Genomic DNA, 19,540 nt, shown 5'->3' with positions numbered 1-19,540 from the left:
TGACTGATAACAGTACTCAGATATCCGTCATCATTATATCGAAATTTCGGGATGAGTCAACATGTCGGAACATAGCGGTTAAATCCCCGACTTCATATTGTCTCTTTTTGAACAATGTAACGGGACTTCGTTCCTTCGGAGCTCAGCCAAACATATTGCATATCACGAATAACGGACTAATAAACCGCGAAGAATAACAATATAGGTACGTAAAAACATTTACTTACAACGCTTGCAGACCGCCTATATTCAGATATGCGAGCTTTGTGCCACATTTGTGCCTGTTTGTTGTCTATAACATCCTGATGTTCTGCGATATCATATGGCGTCCAAGAGAAGATCCTGCCGTGAATGTTGATTTCTGGTTCTTCTCCTTTAGCCGAATGTGATGGGAGGAGTTAATGGTTTACCGAGTATCGGTGTTTTATATGGCTGGATTTCCGAGGTTTTAGGCACTGCATTCAGGAGAATATTCCATCTGTTCAGATCTTCTCATTATATTCGACTATGACACCTTATGTAAGAACTCGCTGAGTTGAGCAGCACCAGAGATACCATTGCCAATCAGGATCTCCAAAGATCAACTGATACTCCCTGCTGGACTACCCACCAGACAGCACCATTTTGACCAGGTTGCGACTGTTGGATTATGTTGTAGGAATACTCGTTGCTGGCAACGAATTGTTCTGGGCGGAAACGGGTGGGGAGGTTTTTGGGTATTTTGGCTGTTTGTAGTCAATAACATCCTGGCGAGGTGGATCGGCTATCGATGAAGTTAATTTGTTAATAATAAAAAAAAAGCATCCTATTGACTTATTCTTTATATCGAATATAGTATAAATACAAAAATTTAATGTAATTTATATAAGGCAAGTTTGTAGAATGGACTTTGTATGTGTAGAAGCTAGGGAGGAACATGAAAGTATATCTTGCTGTGTTGATCCCATGTATCGCGTTTCTGTTACTGCCCAGACTATATGCTGACGATTATTACATCTACTATTCCTCGGATAAAAATGGACCGGGTATCTACGTAACATCAACTAATGGTGCATTGGATGCGAAACTAACTGCGTTGAATTACACTTCCATACCAGAGGATATTGAATTGTCAGATAACTGCTCACTGATTGTGTATTGTGCACAGCCTCCTACAGGTGAGGATAATGATCTGTTCAAAGTGGATACAGCGGGAAATGGTGAAATGAATCTGACTACGGCCAGTGGAGCGAGCTCTGCTGCGAATGAAGGTCCATGTTTTCTCGCACTTGGTTGGGTTTATTTCGGTTCTGAGCGGAGTAACTACAATGGATGGTACCACTCGTATCGTATGCTTCCTGACGGCAGCAATGTCCAATCGATCTCGCCTCAAACTCAAATGTGGGGTACAATGAATATTTCGCCTGACAATTTAAAGATTATCTTTGATAATGCGGATGATTACGACCTACATGCTCGCATTTATTCTGCAGATCCGGACGGTTCAGATACAGTTTTGATATTTGAAACGCCATACAGTTATGGTAGAACACACGGTAGTGCCTGGCTACCGTATACAGATAAGATAGTATTTGCCGTAGGACCGCACGATGGGAATTATCGGTTATATGTAATCAACTCAGATGGAACGGGATTGGATTCGCTTGGATTTTACTCGGCTCAAAACTGGCCTGGTGGCCAGCCGTGGTGGGGTATGAAATACAAGTTTTACACAAACAATGGACAAAGTATTGTGTTTTCGTCAAATCCCAATGGCAATTATGATATCTTTTTTCAAAACATAGACGGTAGTGGCCTTACACAATTAACCACCGACACTGCTGATGATATGCACCCACTGATAACAAATGACGACCAGAGAATTCTATTCATCTCAAATCGTAGTGGCACGCGTTCGATATGGATGATGCATATGGACGGTTCTAATAAGACTCAAATCACAGATGACCAAGGCACCGAGATGACTTTTCGTGTTGGCACAACATACACAGCAATTGCGGAACAGCCGATTGTCAAACCCATTGTGGGATTTCACTATGATGGTGCAACCATCTTACATGGACCGTTGCGACTACCCGAAGGCAAGAAGTGCAAAATTATTGACATCACAGGCATGGTTGTAGAACCGAGTAAAATACAGCCTGGCATCTACTTCATTGAAGTTGACGGTGTTGTGACACAGAAGGTGGTTAAGGTCAGATAATAATCAAGATCGTAGTACAAGGGGAGCGGTCAATCATAATTGATCACTCCCCTTTTTATTCTGGACAGTTTTTGGACAGTTTTCTGCCCAGAATGTATGGAATTGGGTACACTTCCGAGCCATAGCAAGACAATGCAAAATAGTGCTTTCTTCACGAAATTACGTAATATAAAGATCTTTCAAGATTGCTGTATTCGGATTCGAAGTCCGTCGCTCTATCCTGTTGAGCTACAGGCGCAATACCGATAACTGATATCAGATAACAGATGTCAGGTGATTGATAACAGATATCCATCAGATTATAGGTAATTTTAGTGATGCGTCAACATCGCACTTCTTCACACAACATGAAGCAGTTTCTAGTTTCCAGGTCTGACCCCGTCCCCGTTCCGAACATACCGAAATTGATTATTAGCTGCCTATCTCAGTAGAATCACCTTTTCAGTAAAAGTATCATTTCCAGCAACAACCCGAACGAAATATATCCCCGATGCCAGTCTCTCACATTTCAGCGGTATTTCGCAGACACCTATAATTTCTCCCTTGAATAATTCATTTACCATTCTACCTGAAACATCATACAATCTAATAGACACTTCGCGTGGATGCGTTGCATTAAGTTTTATTTTTGTGTCTTCTTTTCCTGGATTTGGGTAGATACCACTGAAGAATATTGATCCCAGAATTTCATCGCCGCTACTCTGTGGACCAGAGGCGAATATCGACGGTTGTTCGTTTGTGCGTTCATACTCATATAGGAGAACACGACGAATTAGAATACAATTGCCTGATACAAGTTCGAATTTGAGGCGTATCTCGCCGCTGTATTGGACTACAGACGAAATGTCATACTCTAATACATTATGGCCGATTTCGGAGAGCTTCACAGTGTACCGTAGCGTGTCATTGACACTTATTCTTACCTTCCAGTTATTCACTGATGATTCCGGTCGGTACAATTCAAGTCGTACCTTGCACTGTGAGTTTATGCTGACATAGGGTAAATAATAGACAAGGCTGTCAGTACCATAATCGAACCAGTAGTCTTCATACGATGAGATGCTATCACGGTACAAAGTGAATGGAGTAGACATACTGTCACCAAGTTCGAGACAGTAGCTGGGGAATGCTATGTCGGCATAGTCGCCACCTGGCAGATACGAGGAGAAGCTTCTTCCGAGGCCAGAAATATTGGTATCTTCGGTCCAGCAACCAATGATGTCAGTTCCTCCTTCGCTTTGCCATGCCTCGACTTGCGGATACGTTGAGACTTCGGGGGTGTTGCTCCAATTGGTGATGTTCAACCAAATCTCTTGTTTGCTATCCCATATCCTGCCATATATTTCGGAGGGATTTCCTTCGGCCCAGAGAACAACACCTCCCATCTTTGAAACAGGATGAAGGGAATTTACGGTAGTCTGTGAGATCGTATCGGTCTCTGGCTTGGGCGGAAATTGAACATAATTACGTTTATAAAGAAAAACATTATAGCCATCGGATTCCTCTTGCCAAACGACGTATGCGTGTCCTCCATAGCAATCAATTGATGGATTATTCGAATTCTCTTCGCTGTCTGAAATATTGTAAATCTTCCTTGCAGGCGCACTTTCATATGTGTAGAAGATGTCAAATGGATTAAGTGGAGCGGAAAATAGCGTATCTCCAGGACCAGACGGTTTTTCCCACGCATAATGAGCTTCTCCTGACTCATCTAGAGATAATGATGCGAATCGAGGTATTGAATCATCACCGAGATTAGTAATACGCCAATGGTCAATCACAGTATCCACTCCTGATGACGGATTGTCATAGGGGAAAGTCGAATAAATGACGTCCTGGGTTATCTCATTGGCGGACAATCGTGTTGTTTTGAGGGTCGTAAAACACATACTTGTTCCATGCAATTGCAGAGAAACCGGGGAATACGACATGTCGAGGACCGAATCGATGATCGTGTATATTTGTGAAGACCACTGTCCGTTCGCATAATAACGGTAGAGTATCCGACTATCATTAGTGCTTGTCCATGATATGCCAATTATGCTTGCATCACTGCTTGTCGCAATTGAGGGATTCTTACCTTCGCCAATTTCAACAGGATCATCCCAGTGATCTCCCAGATTACTTGAATGATCGTAATATATGCAGTTGATGACATTTTCACCATTACCCTTTGTGTTTTCACTGATGCCGATGATTAGCCTAGATCTGATTTCATCTGCATCTCCGTGATCATTAATAGTTAACATTTCGGGGCTGTTGAGATCTCGTTCTTCATACTGGGTTGAATACACCAAGTGAAGATTTGTACTGAAACTTCGCGTCACCCTGCGTGCGTTGTTATAGGCAGTCATCTGGTCTGTTGTCGACATCACGGGAATAAAGAATTTCTCGTCGCTTTCATCTTCTGTAGCATTTTCTGATGAATCACATGCAACGATTTTTATTCTACAGATGTAGCTGTTCTTTTCCGCCGGTACCCACACGTACTCAGCGCATGGAGCCTGAAGATCCTGTACTACTGTGTCTGAGTAATTCGAGCCGTATTCAGTGGAGAGATAAATGTCAAAATGGTCAAGCTTGTGATTGTCAGTTGCCTGCCACCTGATTGTTTCCTCTTTTGTTGGAATGAAATATTCACCGCCATTTGGATCAATCATAGTAATCTGCGGCGATATTGTATCAACAATTGCAAAGTTATGGTCACTAATATCCACGGAGACTTCATAGACATCGAGTGATTTCAAATCACACACCGATTGGCTTGATTCTGATCGAGGCCGCGTATCAAGTCGTACTTCATGCATTTCATTTTCCTTGCCATCGAATTTAATTCGCGACTGATTATCGGATCTTGCGGTTTTACTCTCACTGCCCGCATCATAATGCAATCTTATCGCCACCCGGCACCGGTTAGAGGGAGTCGAGGGAACACGCCAATCATATCGCGTTTCGCCTGAGACAACAGTGTCGATGAATTGCCAGAAAGCGCTTTCTTCTCTCCCACCTTCAGGAAAATCAGTCGTATAGTACAATTCCTGTCTCATAGGAGTACCTTCAGTTAGCCAACTAATTTCGTAATTACTCTCACAATAGAGTATTTCATCACCGTTTGGCTGCAGTAAGGTATCACCGTGTGGGAACACAGGTTCCTCCCGATATGGCTCATACCAAACATTCGCACCAATCGAATCCCCCCTCCCGCCAGGATTGTATAGCGGGTCATCCGGAATTGGGTCCCATGGGCCTGATTGGTCACCCCAGTAATTCAATTCGGCTGAGATGCAAGGTTCTGCACTTGTTGACATAAATGCACACTTATTGCCCACAAAATCGCAATTTGTAATTGGCGACTGCAAGGGGTCTGGTTGTATGAAGCTAATGCCTATGCGATTCAGCATTAGTCGGCAACTATCAATGATAGGCAAACTGGGAGGGCCACTAGGCCACACATCGACCATGATACCGAGACTACAATTTGTTACCTGACAGTTCCTGATTTGGGGTGATGAGCTGTAGCAGCGGATTGCAACACCGTCAAATATGCAACTATGCAATCGCGATGAGTCGCCACAACTTTGTTTGAAATCGATATTGGCGTTTGAATCAGAATCAAAGATTGAGAATCTGGCGTATTCTGCGTTCAAACCACAATTCTCGCCGACTTCGAACCCTCCGGAGACAAAAAACAACGAAACATTGCTATCAACATTCGCTACGACAGGTACCGTAGTGGTGCTTAGTGTTACGCGATTGTCGAAAAGATATGGAATTCCCTGATCACCAATTACGACACTCGAGTCAATGTCAATGCCGAGTGGGGCGGCAACACAGAGATAATTCATGTCGTTATTGTGAAATGTATTGTCATGGCAGTTCGCAAGCCAGCCAGCTGAGATTTCCAACGGGAATGAATCATTGTCTGCAAATTTATTATTTGATATCTCCGGCACAAAAGCATAGTTCTCGTCGAAGGTCACGTAGTAATCAAGACCATTCGACTGGCTTTCAGTGATCAGGCAATTTCTGAGAACAATTGGTGTATTCCGTATCCTTATGTTCCCTTTACCGTAACCCTCTATCGAGGAGTAATCCCGCTGCCCGCCATATGAAATCCTGCAGTATTCGAAATATGATGTATCGGCTTCATTGTTCGATCTTATCAGCAACCCTTGCCACCCTACGTTCGGATTCATCGCCGAAAATACAATAGAATCACTAGCAGTACCTATTGCCACGACTCTAGCCCGGGCCCATGATGGATCGCCACTACTAACTTGCATCACTGTACTGTCCCCGAACAGTAACTCGGTGCCCGGGTTGATTTCCAGAGTGATGCATGAATCGTCTTGGGCCGGGTATAGGTGAAAATTGTAACGTCCCGGATAGGATGGAGTATTGATGCTGATGAACCAATAGGGGAAACCCGTATTTTCCAACTTAGTGCTGTATCTTCTATATGATGGCCCTACTTCAATCGCATCGACAGCATTGTTGAAATAATCATTATTTTCTAGAAACATAGATGCAAAGCCGATCCGTATCGGGAGAGAATCGTTATCATGGAAACAGCAATTTCTAATATGTGTTTGTGCGTGCCCACCTAATAGTCGCGGTAATTCTTCATAGTAACCATAGCCACCGCTGTGCGATATATCACAATCTTCTATGATGACGGGCCCGTAGTTCAACGCTAATATTGATGCAATATCTGAACCGGCACCTTCAACCATGCAATGCGTAAGGGTCAGCGTATCGCCTGGTAACCTGCGGCCAGTGAAACATATCCCCTGCCAGAAACCTTTGGGCAGTGGATCAGGTTCAGGCAATAGTTTACGATGTGGCGTGAAGAGGATCTTGTTAAGTGCGGAACCGTTAGCCCGAATCGAGCCTTCATAATATAGATGATTCGTTGTGCTCAGAACAACCGTATCCGCTGGCATAACCTTAACACCAGGATCAATTGTCAATTTAAATGCGATTACATCATCCGTAAGTACATACGGCTCCCCTTCTTCAGTCCAATGTTCTTCAAGATCAAGGGAGCCACTTTTCAGGGTTCCCTTGATCCAAAACTCTAAGTTAACAGTATGGCTGCCTGCGGCGCTTTCTACAAAAATATCGAAGAAGTACTTTCCAGGTAAACATACCTTGCCATCATCATCCTTGCCGTCCCACGACGCGCAGTAATTACCAAATGACATGAGACTATCGATGAATAACATTCTGACAATAGAGGAAGGCCATGCTCTGACTCGTATTGTTACGTTGGCATTTCCATCGAGAGTGAAATATACTTTGTTGTTTTCTTCGGTAGCATCGAAAATTGTCTTCATAACGGTTGCATTAGAGATACCTGGTTTCAATCCGTAATACTGGATACCTGAAGCATCTCCCCATTCTTCAACAACTGCTACATCATTATTATCAATGTACAGAAAACGTGGATTATAGAATTGACCATCAGAATACCCTCTTTCACCAAAAACTCCGAGTACGGTGGAAAGCGTTGGATCATATTTCAATATATGGCAATAGTAATTGTCAACCACATAAACAAAGCCAGCTGAGTCAACTTCGACATCTACAAGCATTGGATCAGGCCATTCTGTGATGTAACGGTCACCTCGCCAAACAAAGTCATTTTCTATATCCTCAAGCCAGACTACCCGGTTATTCCCTTCATCTATCACGTAAACATAATCACCTTTGGCTGCAATCCCTTTTGGCCCTCTGAATTGACCCAAGCCCGTTCCGAGTTCGCCGTATATTGATAGAATAGTGCCGCTTTCAGACATTTTGTAGATACAATGATTGGGTGGATCAGAGACATAGATTGCGCCTGGACAATAATCTATATCCCATATCGAAATTGATTCTTCAATCGGAAATGCATTGACATACTCAAAATTTTCTTCACCGGTATTGTAATGCAGTTTCATAATTCTCTTATTACCAGCATCTGCAACATAGACATTACGGTAAGCATCTTTTGTTATACCAACTGGATTCTTGAATCCATCAGTGCCGCTGGAATAATCACCCCAAGCTCTTATCCAATCATCTTGGTTTTCTCGCGAGTATACAATACGATGCCAACCTTGATCAACACAGCAGGCTATTCTATCTTCATTATTTGATTGCAGGTACAAAAAGCCCTGAGGGTGACATAACAAATTGAGTTCGAGGATTTCGACAGTTACTGAACGTGTCAGTTTGTGATAACCTTGGTAGTATTGTTTGTAGAAAACAGCCCAACATAGTGAGATCGAAATTAATGCGATTGCGATTGCTCTTCTCATATTCCCTCCTTGAATCATTCAAAATCGGTCCATTTTCTCATAAACAGATTGCCTTGACTATCACAGCCATAGATCCATGATCTTCGTTTTCCACGAACCGAAGACAAGACAATCACGGGTCTAACATCAGCGGGCATCTCGTCAGTTGCATATATCTCAGCTTTCGTAATACCTTTCTCGGGTCTTATCAGATTTCCTTCCGAATCGAATTTGACCAGGTAAAATACTTCAACAGCATTTTTTAACCACGGGGTCGAGATGAATACTGCAGCAAAAATCGAATCGTGGTGAGGGAATGCGTCGATGTTGAAAACCATTCCGTGGTTTTCTACCTTCGAATAGGCGCAACTTTCTATGGGAATGTCCTCACTCTTTCTTTCAATGTGTCCGTCGCTGTCTATGATGAAATGTCTGAAAAGGAAGGGTTCATACACGTCGCAACTCACTACCAGTAGTCTGTCGTCAGCCAAAGGCACTACATTAAAGGCGGAAAATGGTTGCACGGGGACATGATCTCCAGTAACAAGCATTCCAATCCGTTCTGGTTTACCCAAGTTAGGATTGTAATATCGGAAGTGTGAATTCGCTAACCAACTGAAGGGCGTTAGCAGAAGATGGAAATTTCGTTGTGTCGAAGGAATACTCCTTACGTCAAGGTGTGCGACAAAATCGCTATGGCGTTCTTCTAAGACTGTGCCATTCTTGTCGATCTTCAGCCATCCCACATACTTCTTGTAGACACTCGGCCCTTCGACATAAAACAACCACAGATTACCGTTTTCATCTATGCAATAATCACCGTTGGGAATTACTAAGTCAATGGTTTCAAGATCGTCGGTAACGAAACGCTTTATTGTCTTGAATTTTCTTAAATCTAGAATCATGTTGCCCAGAGTATCATATCGAACATAGTTGTAGGCAATATTGCCACCTTCGCGGGTTAAGTACATAATCCCCAAATTGCTATCATCTTCAATTCGAGCTATGAAGGGCTCATAATGTCCCCGGTACCCAATCCCCATATCGATACATTCGATCTGTGAGATGACTTCGGGAAGTCCCCTTGAAAGTGCGCTGTCGTTGTGACCTGATAACAAGAGCGACAATAAAGGTATGGATAACATCATCATTTCTCCTCCTTCCCTGCTATAGTAATTATGACCAACTGTATTCACGCCGAGCTTCTCGCGTGTCGTCAAAGCGGGACGCCAGAACGGTGTGAAGTAAGCTGGGGGCGTCATGGCGTCCTCCAATGATCTTATGTTGAAGAAACTGTAGGTCTCCCAGTTCCAGTCCGCAAAATGAGCAGGGAGCATCATGATATTTGTCTGAAACTCGAATGGGTCAGTATGTCCCATCTGCAATGCGTGGCCTATTTCGTGGGCGAATACCCACGATGCAAGAAGCCGCCAATCTTTGTTACACTCGCTCGCCTTTGCTTTGATATGAGTAACAAAAAGAAATACGCCAGTGCTGTCCAGAGCATGCCGCATATTAACCCCACTAGATTTGTGACCATATCGGAACACTCTCTGCTCGTATGAGGATTCATCTGGAAGGAACAGTGTATCGATAATAGCCTTGCCCATTACAGAATCCCCGAAATTGGTACCAAACACACAGTGGATGTGATTGATTGAATCACGACTGCGAGCAAGTGCGGACCTCACATCGTACCAAGTCGTCATATTAGAGGGGCAATATACTGTATCTGAACTGCTGATTGACGCTATCTCAATCCATACGCCTGAAGTCGTGTTCGCGCTGTCAGGGTAGAGTCTGCCCCTCTCCAAAATATTCCATGTGCTACAGGCGATTTGTGTTAGCTCGCTCAACGTCAGTACATTGGGATCAAAATCCACTTCAATCTTAACATTCTTCTCTGTTGGATGTAAATCTTCCATTGCGTAATCTGCTAGAATGTCTCCTCGTATCTCCGGTCCTGCGGGATAAGTGCGCTTCTTATGCGTATAGGGATACATAAGACCTGAGATTTCTTCGTCATACGAGCAGCGGGCTGCAAACGATACACTGTTTGAGGAATCACTACTTACTACAACCTGATAATCAAAAGAATCCTCTGGAAAAGAAGATTCATCGCAGACCAGTGTAGCTTCCGCGAGGCCTGCCGTATCCTGCAACCAGTAGGTGTAAGTACTGTAATAGTCGCTGCCTGATTCTTTGAAGTAACCTTTGTTCGTGAGAAATGTAACCCAAAATTGATTTACACCTTGGTTATCATCTGTCAATCTGATCCTTAATTTATACCCAGAGGTATCATCCAATGATTCGTAGAGCCTTACCCTCTGTGAATCACCAGACCACTTTTGCATTGTGTATCCTTCAAGGTACAGCGAGCACGGGACAGTACGTGTGGAAACGAACTCCGGATTTGCCGCTGGTTGTGCTCTCGTATCCATATAGGCTGTGATTTTGTACTTCTGGTTGAACGCAGGGATATTGGCAGGACTAGGTTTCCATGTCAATACAGACCAGACGGTATCGCCTTCCGGGATGGTTGATGGTGTTCCAACATAGACTCCACCGTCACCAGACAATGTGAACCACGCGTATTTTGTACCTGAGCTATTAGTAGTAAACACACTGAGCTCTAGACTATCACTTGATGACAAATCATATTGAAGCCAATTGATATGGTAATGGATTTCGATGAATTCCCCAGACTCACCGGGACCGCTGCAGAATACGGACATCATGATGAGTAGAAATACAAGTGAGTGACAAATCGCATCAGCTAGTTTTTTGCTTGGTTTGATTAGCATATAAATATCATCAGATTTCTGCAGAAAAGCAGATACACCGCGGTACATGGTGTTATACATACACGCCTCCTTATTCAGTGCTATCAAGAATATCACACACATGATACGTATGTGCTTCACTCTCACTGATCCTTCCTTCTACCAAGTTTTGATTATCTTTACTGGCAAACTACCAAATTGAAATGGCTTCACAAAATAGACTCCGTCAGAGTACCTTGAGAGATCAAGAACACTGCTACCAGTAATACCGTAACTGTCCATCAACTGTCCTAGTGCGTTATAAATCACTATTCCATCTACCCCAGTAACGGTTAGGTAATCACGTATTACTGTTGGGAAGATCATAAATGGTATTTTTGATTCGGTGTAAGAATAATCAGAAATTCCAATAGGTCCTATGTATTCCGGAAACCAAACTGTATCTTGTCCTACCATAACTCCCTCAAAAGTGTTGGTTGAGTCAGAGAGAAAAGTAGTATCAAAAACAGCTATAGAATCGCCTCCCAGCATTCTATAAAGAGTGATATCAACTGATCTACCTAAACCGAACTCAGGATCTTGTCCTTCAAGGCTACACCAGGTATCATAATACTTGATGATTCCCAGATTTACTGTGTCCACTGTAACAGTACATGCAATAGCACTACCTTCAACTTGATAAACAGCATATAACTGAGAAGGATTTATCGAAGCAGTAGTATCGACAACTTCATGGATACTCAGGGTGATTGCTAAATTTGGATTATTGGGATTATCTAAACATGCTGGCGGCATCCTATTCATTTCTTCCCGAAGAATCCAGTAATAATAAATTTGGTAATCTGGATTTGATTCGCTTTTTGCGAGGATATGAAGAGTATCTCCAGCAAGAACAGGATATGTAAAGTTACTAGCCCCCATAAGAAATTTGCCATTAATAGTGGTTATCTGAACTAAAGTGTCTCCTTCGTTCACGCATGCTTTAACCCTATATTGCGTTCCTGAGGGAGGTTGTCCATTGTACGCTTGTCTAATGAAACCTCCAAAATAAATAGCGTTGTCAGTATCATCCATATTAATCGACTGTTCTGCTTGTTGCTTAGCGACAAGATGCATTATTTGTGGTGTTTCTGCACTACCTTTTTGGATGTTTGATCCAAATCCTAAATTCTGTATTCCCAATAGTACAATGCCTGACATATATACGATACTCTCGTGCATATTTCCTCCTTACTTTTCGCTATAAACTTACTTTGAAGTATTATATATTACGCATTGCTGTTGTCAAGGTAACATACGAATTGAACTCCCCGCTGGACTACCCACCAGACAGCACCATTTTGACCAGGTTGCGACTGTTGGATTAGATTGTAGGAATACTCATTAGTGGTAACGAATTGTTCCTGGCGGAAATGGGTGGGGATGTTTTGCGTGTTTCGTGTCTATATAGTCACATCTGCAGGAGCAGAATAGTCCTATGTATGCGTACTATGTACACTATACCGGTGTTTTCCAGCCCGCCCGAAAAATGGCAGCCACTTGTGAAGGTTTGAGTTTATCATTCTTATTTGGAAACCCGCGTTCGCGACGGAAAGCCAAAATCGCCTTGCCTAAATGAATTTCATGCGGCTTAATAGACTTCAATATTTCAGGAAACCGTTTCTCAAGAAATTTGAAATAATGCAGTAATACTTCATCGGGAGCCCATACTGCCATATCTCTACTCATTTCCAATAATCTACGCAAAGCATCTTCACTGGGAACGCTGTTGAGAAGTCTTTCAGAGTGCCATTTAAGCATGTTTTCAATAGCTTCTCTTTTCTTAATGTCGCGTTCAGATTCCATCTGCTGTTTTCGCCGTAACTTGTTTCTCACCCATATCGTTACCCAACCCAAGCCGATCGTTATTATAGAGGTAATCCCTGATTGCCAAAACGATTGCCACAACTGGCACCTCCTATATGTATCGTGTCTGCAGAAGTAGGGCAATTTGCCGCTACTTAGTGAAACGAAAATTCGCAGAGCTCTTTTGAATTACCAATAAACATCGTACATTATTGTTCGACAAGTATATCTTCTTCTTACGAAATGTCAACAGAATCGCTTTATTACAACATCATTATTTAGTTACTTCCTTTCGCATTTCATATAACGCGTTCTCCAAGAGAACCAATGGTGAGCTGTTCGCTCTTAGGTTATTAATTGCCTAATCCTGAACGGCACCCGCATTACCTTATTGCCTGTTTGTTGTCTATAACATCCTGATGAGTTAGACAACAGGAACCTTTAGCCATCAAAACCACCGATCTCTCTTTTTTCTTGGACAGTTTCTTGCTCAGAATGTATGGAATTGGGTACACTTCCGAGCCATACCATAAAAGGGCTAAACAGTAACTTTCTTGCCAAATTTTCCTCAGAATACCTGCTGGACTACCCACCAGACAGCACCATTTTGACCAGGTTGCGGCTGTTGGCTCGGGTTGTAAGAATATTCATTGGTGGCAACGAATTGTTCCAGGCGGAATTGGGTGGGGAGGTTTGCTGGAATGATCCAGAGTAGACTATAGTTCATCTATGTTTATTATTTGAGAAACCGGAGTGCCGGTAATGGCTCTCAGATCTTGACTAAACAGACAATTATGATTCCGTAAGAAGTGAACGGTAACTAATCCCGTGCAATCTCCGCTTGTGTACTTTTCACATTCTATAAGTTTGATTCTTCCTATGAAGGGGCATTTCAGATAAGGTGTCTGCCTTCTGAAGAATATGTTATAGATATGATGTCTAAGATTTACATGTCGAATCATCCAATTAACCTCGGTTTGCGTGTAGATGTCTTTGCCTGTACCATAAAACCACTCGCCACATTCATTCACAATCATAGGGGGAGGTAGCAGATTTGAGATACTTCTCAAAAGAGCGGGGAAAGACGCAAGTACATGTTCTCTTTTTCTTAGTTTGAGCAGCTTCAGCGCAACAGGAACATGGATGTACCTCTTTGATTTGGCGAGACTTCGTAGAAACCTCGAGAAAATCCTAGCTGTGGTCAACGGGTGAATCCAGGATAGATCGCTGATTACTGTATCAACAAATTTCTTGTACTGCCTGTGGGGGTTTGGTAGCTTCTTAATACCTTTTCTACTTATGTATTCAATAATAGTGTTCAGTCTGATCCCCGGGTGATTAAGAACATAACCATCGAACCGCTCAGATTTCATCCAGTCCAGAGGAATCATAAATGACAAATCGAAGAGTATCGGTGCGAGAAAATTCCTATTAGGGTTTAATCCAATTTCACTTAAATAGTCAAAAAGGCACCAATAATACGTAGGTACACATTCAACTCTATTAGCAGCAATGTCAATCTCTCCTTTTGGAAATAGTTTGCTATACTGTTTCAGATATTCCATCTCAAAAGCCATAGCGTAATTCTCGCTGATAACAGATGCTCCTATCGTGACGTATCCATCTGCAGTCAATAATTTAGGTGTATGATAATCTTGCTTATATCTGTGAAACATGCGTGCTTCATCATCGTAAGATAGACCACCTCTCGTGTATAACCTAAGCATGAAGAAATACCAGAATTTCTGCATTTCTGCTGCCAGATCTTTTGGGAATCTATTTAAGTCGTATATTCTTTCATCTAGCGCTTCTTCAATTGGAATAACAAGTTTACCGGGTAGAGAAATTTTTCTCAGGCGTTTGACGTACAACGCTAATAGTTCGCGCAGGTACTCTTCGATGCCGAGTCTGAGAGAAACACTAATAAATTCGTAGGTTGTAGACATTCTTTGATAGAAATGCCCATATTCATGAGCAAAAACACATCTATCAGAGAGTGAAATTCGATCGTGCTTGTGTGGTTCTTTAATCAATTCCTCGATTTGCTGCCGATCATAATTTTGCATGAAGACGATTGGAAAATCGGCATCTATTTCTGCTAGGATATCATATTCGTGTAGTTTATTTATCGCCATCTTGGTCACAATATTACACCGTATGCTAACAAACGCCTCAGCAGCAGCTCAAAAATGCATAACATAGCTCTTAATGATTCGTTAATAGTAATTACGCGTACATATCCGCCCTGCAACGTCAAAACCATCGTTGATGTCTAGATGCTCTTTCAATGGGTTAATACTATAATGTAGCTGTTATACCTAAAGTTGTTGCATAGGCTTTGAAAACTAGGATCAAATCAAATGCCACTGATGCTTTGTCTGCATACACCAAATCAAGAGCTAACGCTGACTCAGTGTTATCATGCAATCGATCATATGTTACACTCCACAAGCTTACTAATCCGGGCTTAATGCTTAGCAGTTTCTCTTTCACCTTGGGTGCGACTTCAATCGTTTTGCTCGCCTGTTCCACGATTGTTGACCTGCCTACAAAGGACAGGTCACCAGTCAATATGTTGAGCAACGCAGGTAATTGATCAATGGCAGTTGCCCTGAGAAATTGGCCTAATTTTGTGACCTCATATTGCATGCCGAATACTTGATTTCGCTGAACTTCGGTTCTGAAATTTCGCACACAGAATTCCTTGCCGTTCAGTCCGATTCGATTTCGTTTATGGAAAACAGGACCGCGAGAATCTACTTTGATTAAAGCAGCGATAATCAGTAACCCTGGGGAAAGAGTTACAAGTGAAATGAATGCGAGACAAATATCGAGTAATCTTTTGAGAGAGCTGTATGTACGTATCCTTCGTGGTTTTATTTGGAATAGAAGCAGGCGTCTGGGACTTTTGCTAAGTAAGGACTGCTGGTGATATTCAATCAAGTTTTCGCTTTTCATTAATACCCTTCTGAGAATGCCATTCATGACAAGTATCAGGACAATGAACAATCCCCAAACAAGAAGACATACTGAAATGATGCCATAAAGATAAGTGATGAATAACATCTACAGCACACCTTTACGTATATACAGGAACTTATATATCGGTGCAATAATTGTTGGGAAAATTGTAGCAAGGGCTACATATTTGACCACATTGACGCCAAGGTTATCGCTGTAAATCATACCCATCGTAAAGAAGTTCAGTGCCAAGATAATACAGATAAACACTCTTATTGTCGTCTCAAAGCCCCCTTTTTTACCATCAATATTGACATTCAAGATCACAACACACACGTAGATACTAAAGAAGATAATTTCAGGTAAAGTTGCGACTTCCTGTAGACTGGAGGGCATGTGTCCTCTAATGTAGTGCATAAATATTCTCAATAAGAATGGTACAAACGGGAAAAAGATATTCAGTAATATCCACCTATATAGTCTCATAAGTTACTGTCCAATGTGTTTAAGCATACAGTGTGCATATGATTCAATAACATTGCTCTGCTTAGTATAGTATTTAACAATAACCAACCTTCTTGTTTTGTCAATGCCTTCTACTATAATGTCAAGTATAAACATAAAATACCGTACGTCGATAATTCAGCACTTTCTGACAGTTTGATCTGTAACCGACTCTTCCTTCTGCCGATTTTTTGGAAGAATTTGATGATAGGCAGAACGTCACACATAAGCAATAATGATCATAATGATGGTTGGCTCTATTCGTACAGCATTATGGTTCGAAGACTTATCCGGAAGATAGTAAAGCGACCGTCAGATTTGTTATTATTGACCAGTATTATTGTATGCGGCTGAATTGATGGCGATATCTGTATCTGACAAAATATCTACGAGGACACTCTCTAATAAATGTTTTACAGAAATAGTTATGATATGACGCTACCCATTTATAGATGGTCAATATTTTGCTGTTGCTCTGGAATTGGTCAATTCTTTCTTCAATGATGTCCTTATGTTTGTTGATTAAATCCCACGGTACAGATTCACAATCCAATATTATCGCCATATAATTCACAAACATCCTCTTTTTATTATCCAGCAGTAACTCATAATATTGGGGAGCTGTTTTCTTTGCATAGTAACCTAAATGTTTCTTTGTAATTAACTGTTTAAGGTCGTTTGACAATAATATGTACGGGTATTCTGCCTTGCTTTCAAGATTGAAGGCTTCGATTAATCCTTTACCGTAGACAATAAAATCATCAATGTATAAGGTATTGATACACCATCCACCCTTGATGAAAAAACCACTTAGGGCAAGATTAAATTGGAATGACTGAATATCGGAAATTAAGAATGCAAAATAATCTTCGTCATCACAATGGTGAAGTTGGTCTAGCGGACAACCAATCACAATATTATCCGAGAATATCTTGAATTGCCAAGGGTATGTGTCAATGGGTCCCCCAAGCTTTTGATCTAGTTTTGATTTGAACCTAATATCAAGGGATGCTTTGTCAAAAATTCTATGGAATTTCTTGAATAAATAGTTATCCTTTGTAGGACTCGTTCCCTGATTTACGTAGTTACTATAACCAACAATATCTAAAAATAAACAGTAAGATCGTTTCACTCTTATATTGCTCTTAGTCGCGTGGTACGGATTTTTCCTTTTTTTCATATATTTATGTCTTATTATAGTTACATGCTTTATAAGGTCAACGGTGAAAAGAAACTAGATGGCCTGAGGGTTAGAATAACACAAAGATCTACTATTCTCTCGTCTAAGGTTTTCGCCCAGAACTGAGGGTAGAACACCTCTGGCAAGAGTCTTCGTAAGCACTTGTGGAAGATTTGTGGAAGTCATCTTCCTCGCTACTTCGATTTTCCGATATATCTTATTCGGAACGCGTGGCAATATCCAGAATTCCCAGCATGAGGCAGAACTGACGAACTATTTTGTTGGCAATAACTTGCTTGAATTGGGTCTTGAGAAATGTAGTTTTCTACGGATTAGAAATCCGTTGCTCTATCCGATTGAGCTACAGGCGCAAAGGGGGACACCCCCTTTTCTCCACTCGGTTTTTGAAACAAAATCAAAAATCCTCCTGGAGGCCGCATATCCCCCGACCACCGGCGATCTTCATCATCATTCAAACTCTCATCACCGTGGGCGGTACCTTGAACATGCGCTTTTTCAAAGTGCTCAAAGATCGTGATAAGCACAGATATCCGTCATGATTATAGCGAAATTTCGGGATGAGTCAACATGTCGGACGACCCACATGTCATTCCCCGACTCGATCGGGGAATCCAGAAATAGTTTCTAGTTTCCAGGTCTGACCCTAACTTCCATAACCTGACGAGGTGGGCTAGGCTTGACAGATTGACTTCCTTAGTATATAGTCACGCGTGAATATATCATTTAAGGAATTTTTCAACAACAGCAATAAGCTATTATTGCATTTTTCAGCTTTAGAAACGTAGACATTTCATATGCTGTCAAAATTGACCGAAGAACAAGTTCCTGAATGGATAAAATAAACATATCAATAAAGGAAAAGGAATTTCATGAACCTCACAGTAACGTTATACTCGGAGAGGTTAATAATCACTGTGTACGACTTGCAGTGAATGAGAAATCAATTTTCGGTTGGCACAGCCATAAAAATTCTGATGAAGTTCTCTTTGTGCTAGATGGAGAACTAGAAATTCAATTCTTGAATGGACATATAGTTATTCTTGAGAAACTGGATTCGTTAATGATACCCAAAGGGATTATCCATAAAACAATTGCCAAAAAACGTACAGTGAATTTATGCTTTGAGAAAACTAAAGACTCAACTGTTTTTCAAATAAATATGGAGAAAGTTATAAAAGACTATTCCTCGTGTGTTTCTAACAAAAAAAACTTCACGCGGTGGTATAGTGTCAATAATGTAAAGCATAAGAACGAACTTATTTGGGAAGTAAACGACCATTGCCTCAAATTTGCTATTAACTCAGGGGAGTATCAAATGCACAATCACCCTAATAGTGATGAAGCTTTTATCGTCATAAATAATTCAATCACTTTGAGGTTAGAATCAGAAGAAATTAAATTAAATGAAATGGATATTTATATAATGACAAAAGCTATAAATCACAAACCAATTGCCGCAAATAGAGCTGGAATCGTATTTTTTGAGTCAAAGAGTTGCGAAACGACAATGAAGTAAAAGCCGTCGACGAAAAATATACGCCATTATGATGGGTGTTTATCAATAATCAGCAAATTTTTCTTTTCGGCTGAAACACAAGACTTCCGGGCCGGAATGGGGTTATATCTAAACATTTTACGCATCCCCAATCAACGGACTTACCATCCGTCATCCGGACCTTGACCGGGATATCTAGATTTGGTTTCTAGTTTCCAGGTCTGACCCCGTATGCCCTAAAACAGTATAGCCCTTTGCCCTTGCTCC

General features: G+C 41.5%; 11 protein-coding genes. 3 read left to right on the top strand and 8 right to left on the bottom strand.

Annotated elements, in window-relative coordinates; all coding sequences use genetic code 11:
- The first annotated feature begins 916 nt into the window (after nucleotides 1-916).
- A complete protein-coding gene (locus OEV79_08015) occupies nucleotides 917-2,203 on the top strand; it encodes a hypothetical protein (GenBank protein MDH4211379.1) in 1,287 nt (428 codons plus the stop codon).
- Nucleotides 2,204-2,622: 419 nt separating this feature from the next.
- On the opposite strand, the gene OEV79_08010 is transcribed toward OEV79_08015, so the two are convergent.
- The 8 genes from OEV79_08010 to OEV79_07975 all read right to left on the bottom strand — a co-directional run bounded on the left by OEV79_08010 (nucleotide 2,623) and on the right by OEV79_07975 (nucleotide 17,709).
- Entirely contained in the window at nucleotides 2,623-8,505 is a 5,883-nt protein-coding gene (locus OEV79_08010) for a T9SS type A sorting domain-containing protein (GenBank protein MDH4211378.1), read from the bottom strand.
- A gap of 14 nt (nucleotides 8,506-8,519) precedes the next feature.
- Complete coding sequence (locus OEV79_08005) at nucleotides 8,520-11,348, bottom strand: hypothetical protein (protein ID MDH4211377.1); 2,829 nt, start codon at nucleotides 11,346-11,348, stop codon at nucleotides 8,520-8,522.
- A 78-nt stretch (nucleotides 11,349-11,426) separates the two neighbouring features.
- A complete protein-coding gene (locus OEV79_08000) occupies nucleotides 11,427-12,488 on the bottom strand; it encodes a T9SS type A sorting domain-containing protein (protein ID MDH4211376.1) in 1,062 nt (353 codons plus the stop codon).
- A 276-nt stretch (nucleotides 12,489-12,764) separates the two neighbouring features.
- Complete coding sequence (locus tag OEV79_07995) at nucleotides 12,765-13,112, bottom strand: hypothetical protein (protein ID MDH4211375.1); 348 nt, start codon at nucleotides 13,110-13,112, stop codon at nucleotides 12,765-12,767.
- Between the two features lie 716 nt (nucleotides 13,113-13,828).
- Entirely contained in the window at nucleotides 13,829-15,247 is a 1,419-nt protein-coding gene (locus tag OEV79_07990) for a hypothetical protein (GenBank protein ID MDH4211374.1), read from the bottom strand.
- Nucleotides 15,248-15,410: 163 nt separating this feature from the next.
- Nucleotides 15,411-16,070: a sugar transferase gene (locus OEV79_07985; protein MDH4211373.1), complete on the bottom strand. Its 660-nt coding sequence runs from the start codon at nucleotides 16,068-16,070 to the stop codon at nucleotides 15,411-15,413.
- 108 nt (nucleotides 16,071-16,178) lie between these two features.
- Nucleotides 16,179-16,490, bottom strand: a complete 312-nt coding sequence (locus OEV79_07980; GenBank protein MDH4211372.1) for a hypothetical protein — start codon at nucleotides 16,488-16,490, stop codon at nucleotides 16,179-16,181.
- 424 nt (nucleotides 16,491-16,914) lie between these two features.
- Complete coding sequence (locus tag OEV79_07975; protein MDH4211371.1) at nucleotides 16,915-17,709, bottom strand: hypothetical protein; 795 nt, start codon at nucleotides 17,707-17,709, stop codon at nucleotides 16,915-16,917.
- Nucleotides 17,710-17,932: 223 nt separating this feature from the next.
- Here OEV79_07975 and OEV79_07970 point away from each other — a divergent pair, with 223 nt between their 5' ends.
- Entirely contained in the window at nucleotides 17,933-18,295 is a 363-nt protein-coding gene (locus tag OEV79_07970; protein ID MDH4211370.1) for a hypothetical protein, read from the top strand.
- A 312-nt stretch (nucleotides 18,296-18,607) separates the two neighbouring features.
- A complete protein-coding gene (locus OEV79_07965; protein MDH4211369.1) occupies nucleotides 18,608-19,294 on the top strand; it encodes a cupin domain-containing protein in 687 nt (228 codons plus the stop codon).
- The last annotated feature ends 246 nt before the right edge of the window (nucleotides 19,295-19,540 follow it).

The sequence above is a fragment of the candidate division WOR-3 bacterium genome (genome assembly GCA_029858255.1).
Classification (GTDB): domain Bacteria; phylum Hydrothermota; class Tepidihabitantia; order SM23-42; family SM23-42; genus SM23-42.
The sequence above is the reverse complement of the archived record's forward strand: the minus strand, read 5'-3'. Positions and strand labels throughout refer to the sequence as shown.

Bases quoted from the DNA above. Each gene is read 5' to 3' on its own strand.
- OEV79_08015 (MDH4211379.1), top strand. From the start codon at position 917: ATGAAAGTATATCTTGCTGTGTTGATCCCATGTATCGCGTTTCTGTTA.
- OEV79_08010 (MDH4211378.1), bottom strand. From the start codon at position 8,505: ATGAGAAGAGCAATCGCAATCGCATTAATTTCGATCTCACTATGTTGG.
- OEV79_08005 (MDH4211377.1), bottom strand. From the start codon at position 11,348: ATGTATAACACCATGTACCGCGGTGTATCTGCTTTTCTGCAGAAATCT.
- OEV79_08000 (MDH4211376.1), bottom strand. From the start codon at position 12,488: ATGCACGAGAGTATCGTATATATGTCAGGCATTGTACTATTGGGAATA.
- OEV79_07995 (MDH4211375.1), bottom strand. From the start codon at position 13,112: ATGGAATCTGAACGCGACATTAAGAAAAGAGAAGCTATTGAAAACATG.
- OEV79_07990 (MDH4211374.1), bottom strand. From the start codon at position 15,247: ATGGCGATAAATAAACTACACGAATATGATATCCTAGCAGAAATAGAT.
- OEV79_07985 (MDH4211373.1), bottom strand. From the start codon at position 16,070: ATGAAAAGCGAAAACTTGATTGAATATCACCAGCAGTCCTTACTTAGC.
- OEV79_07980 (MDH4211372.1), bottom strand. From the start codon at position 16,490: ATGCACTACATTAGAGGACACATGCCCTCCAGTCTACAGGAAGTCGCA.
- OEV79_07965 (MDH4211369.1), top strand. From the start codon at position 18,608: ATGGATAAAATAAACATATCAATAAAGGAAAAGGAATTTCATGAACCT.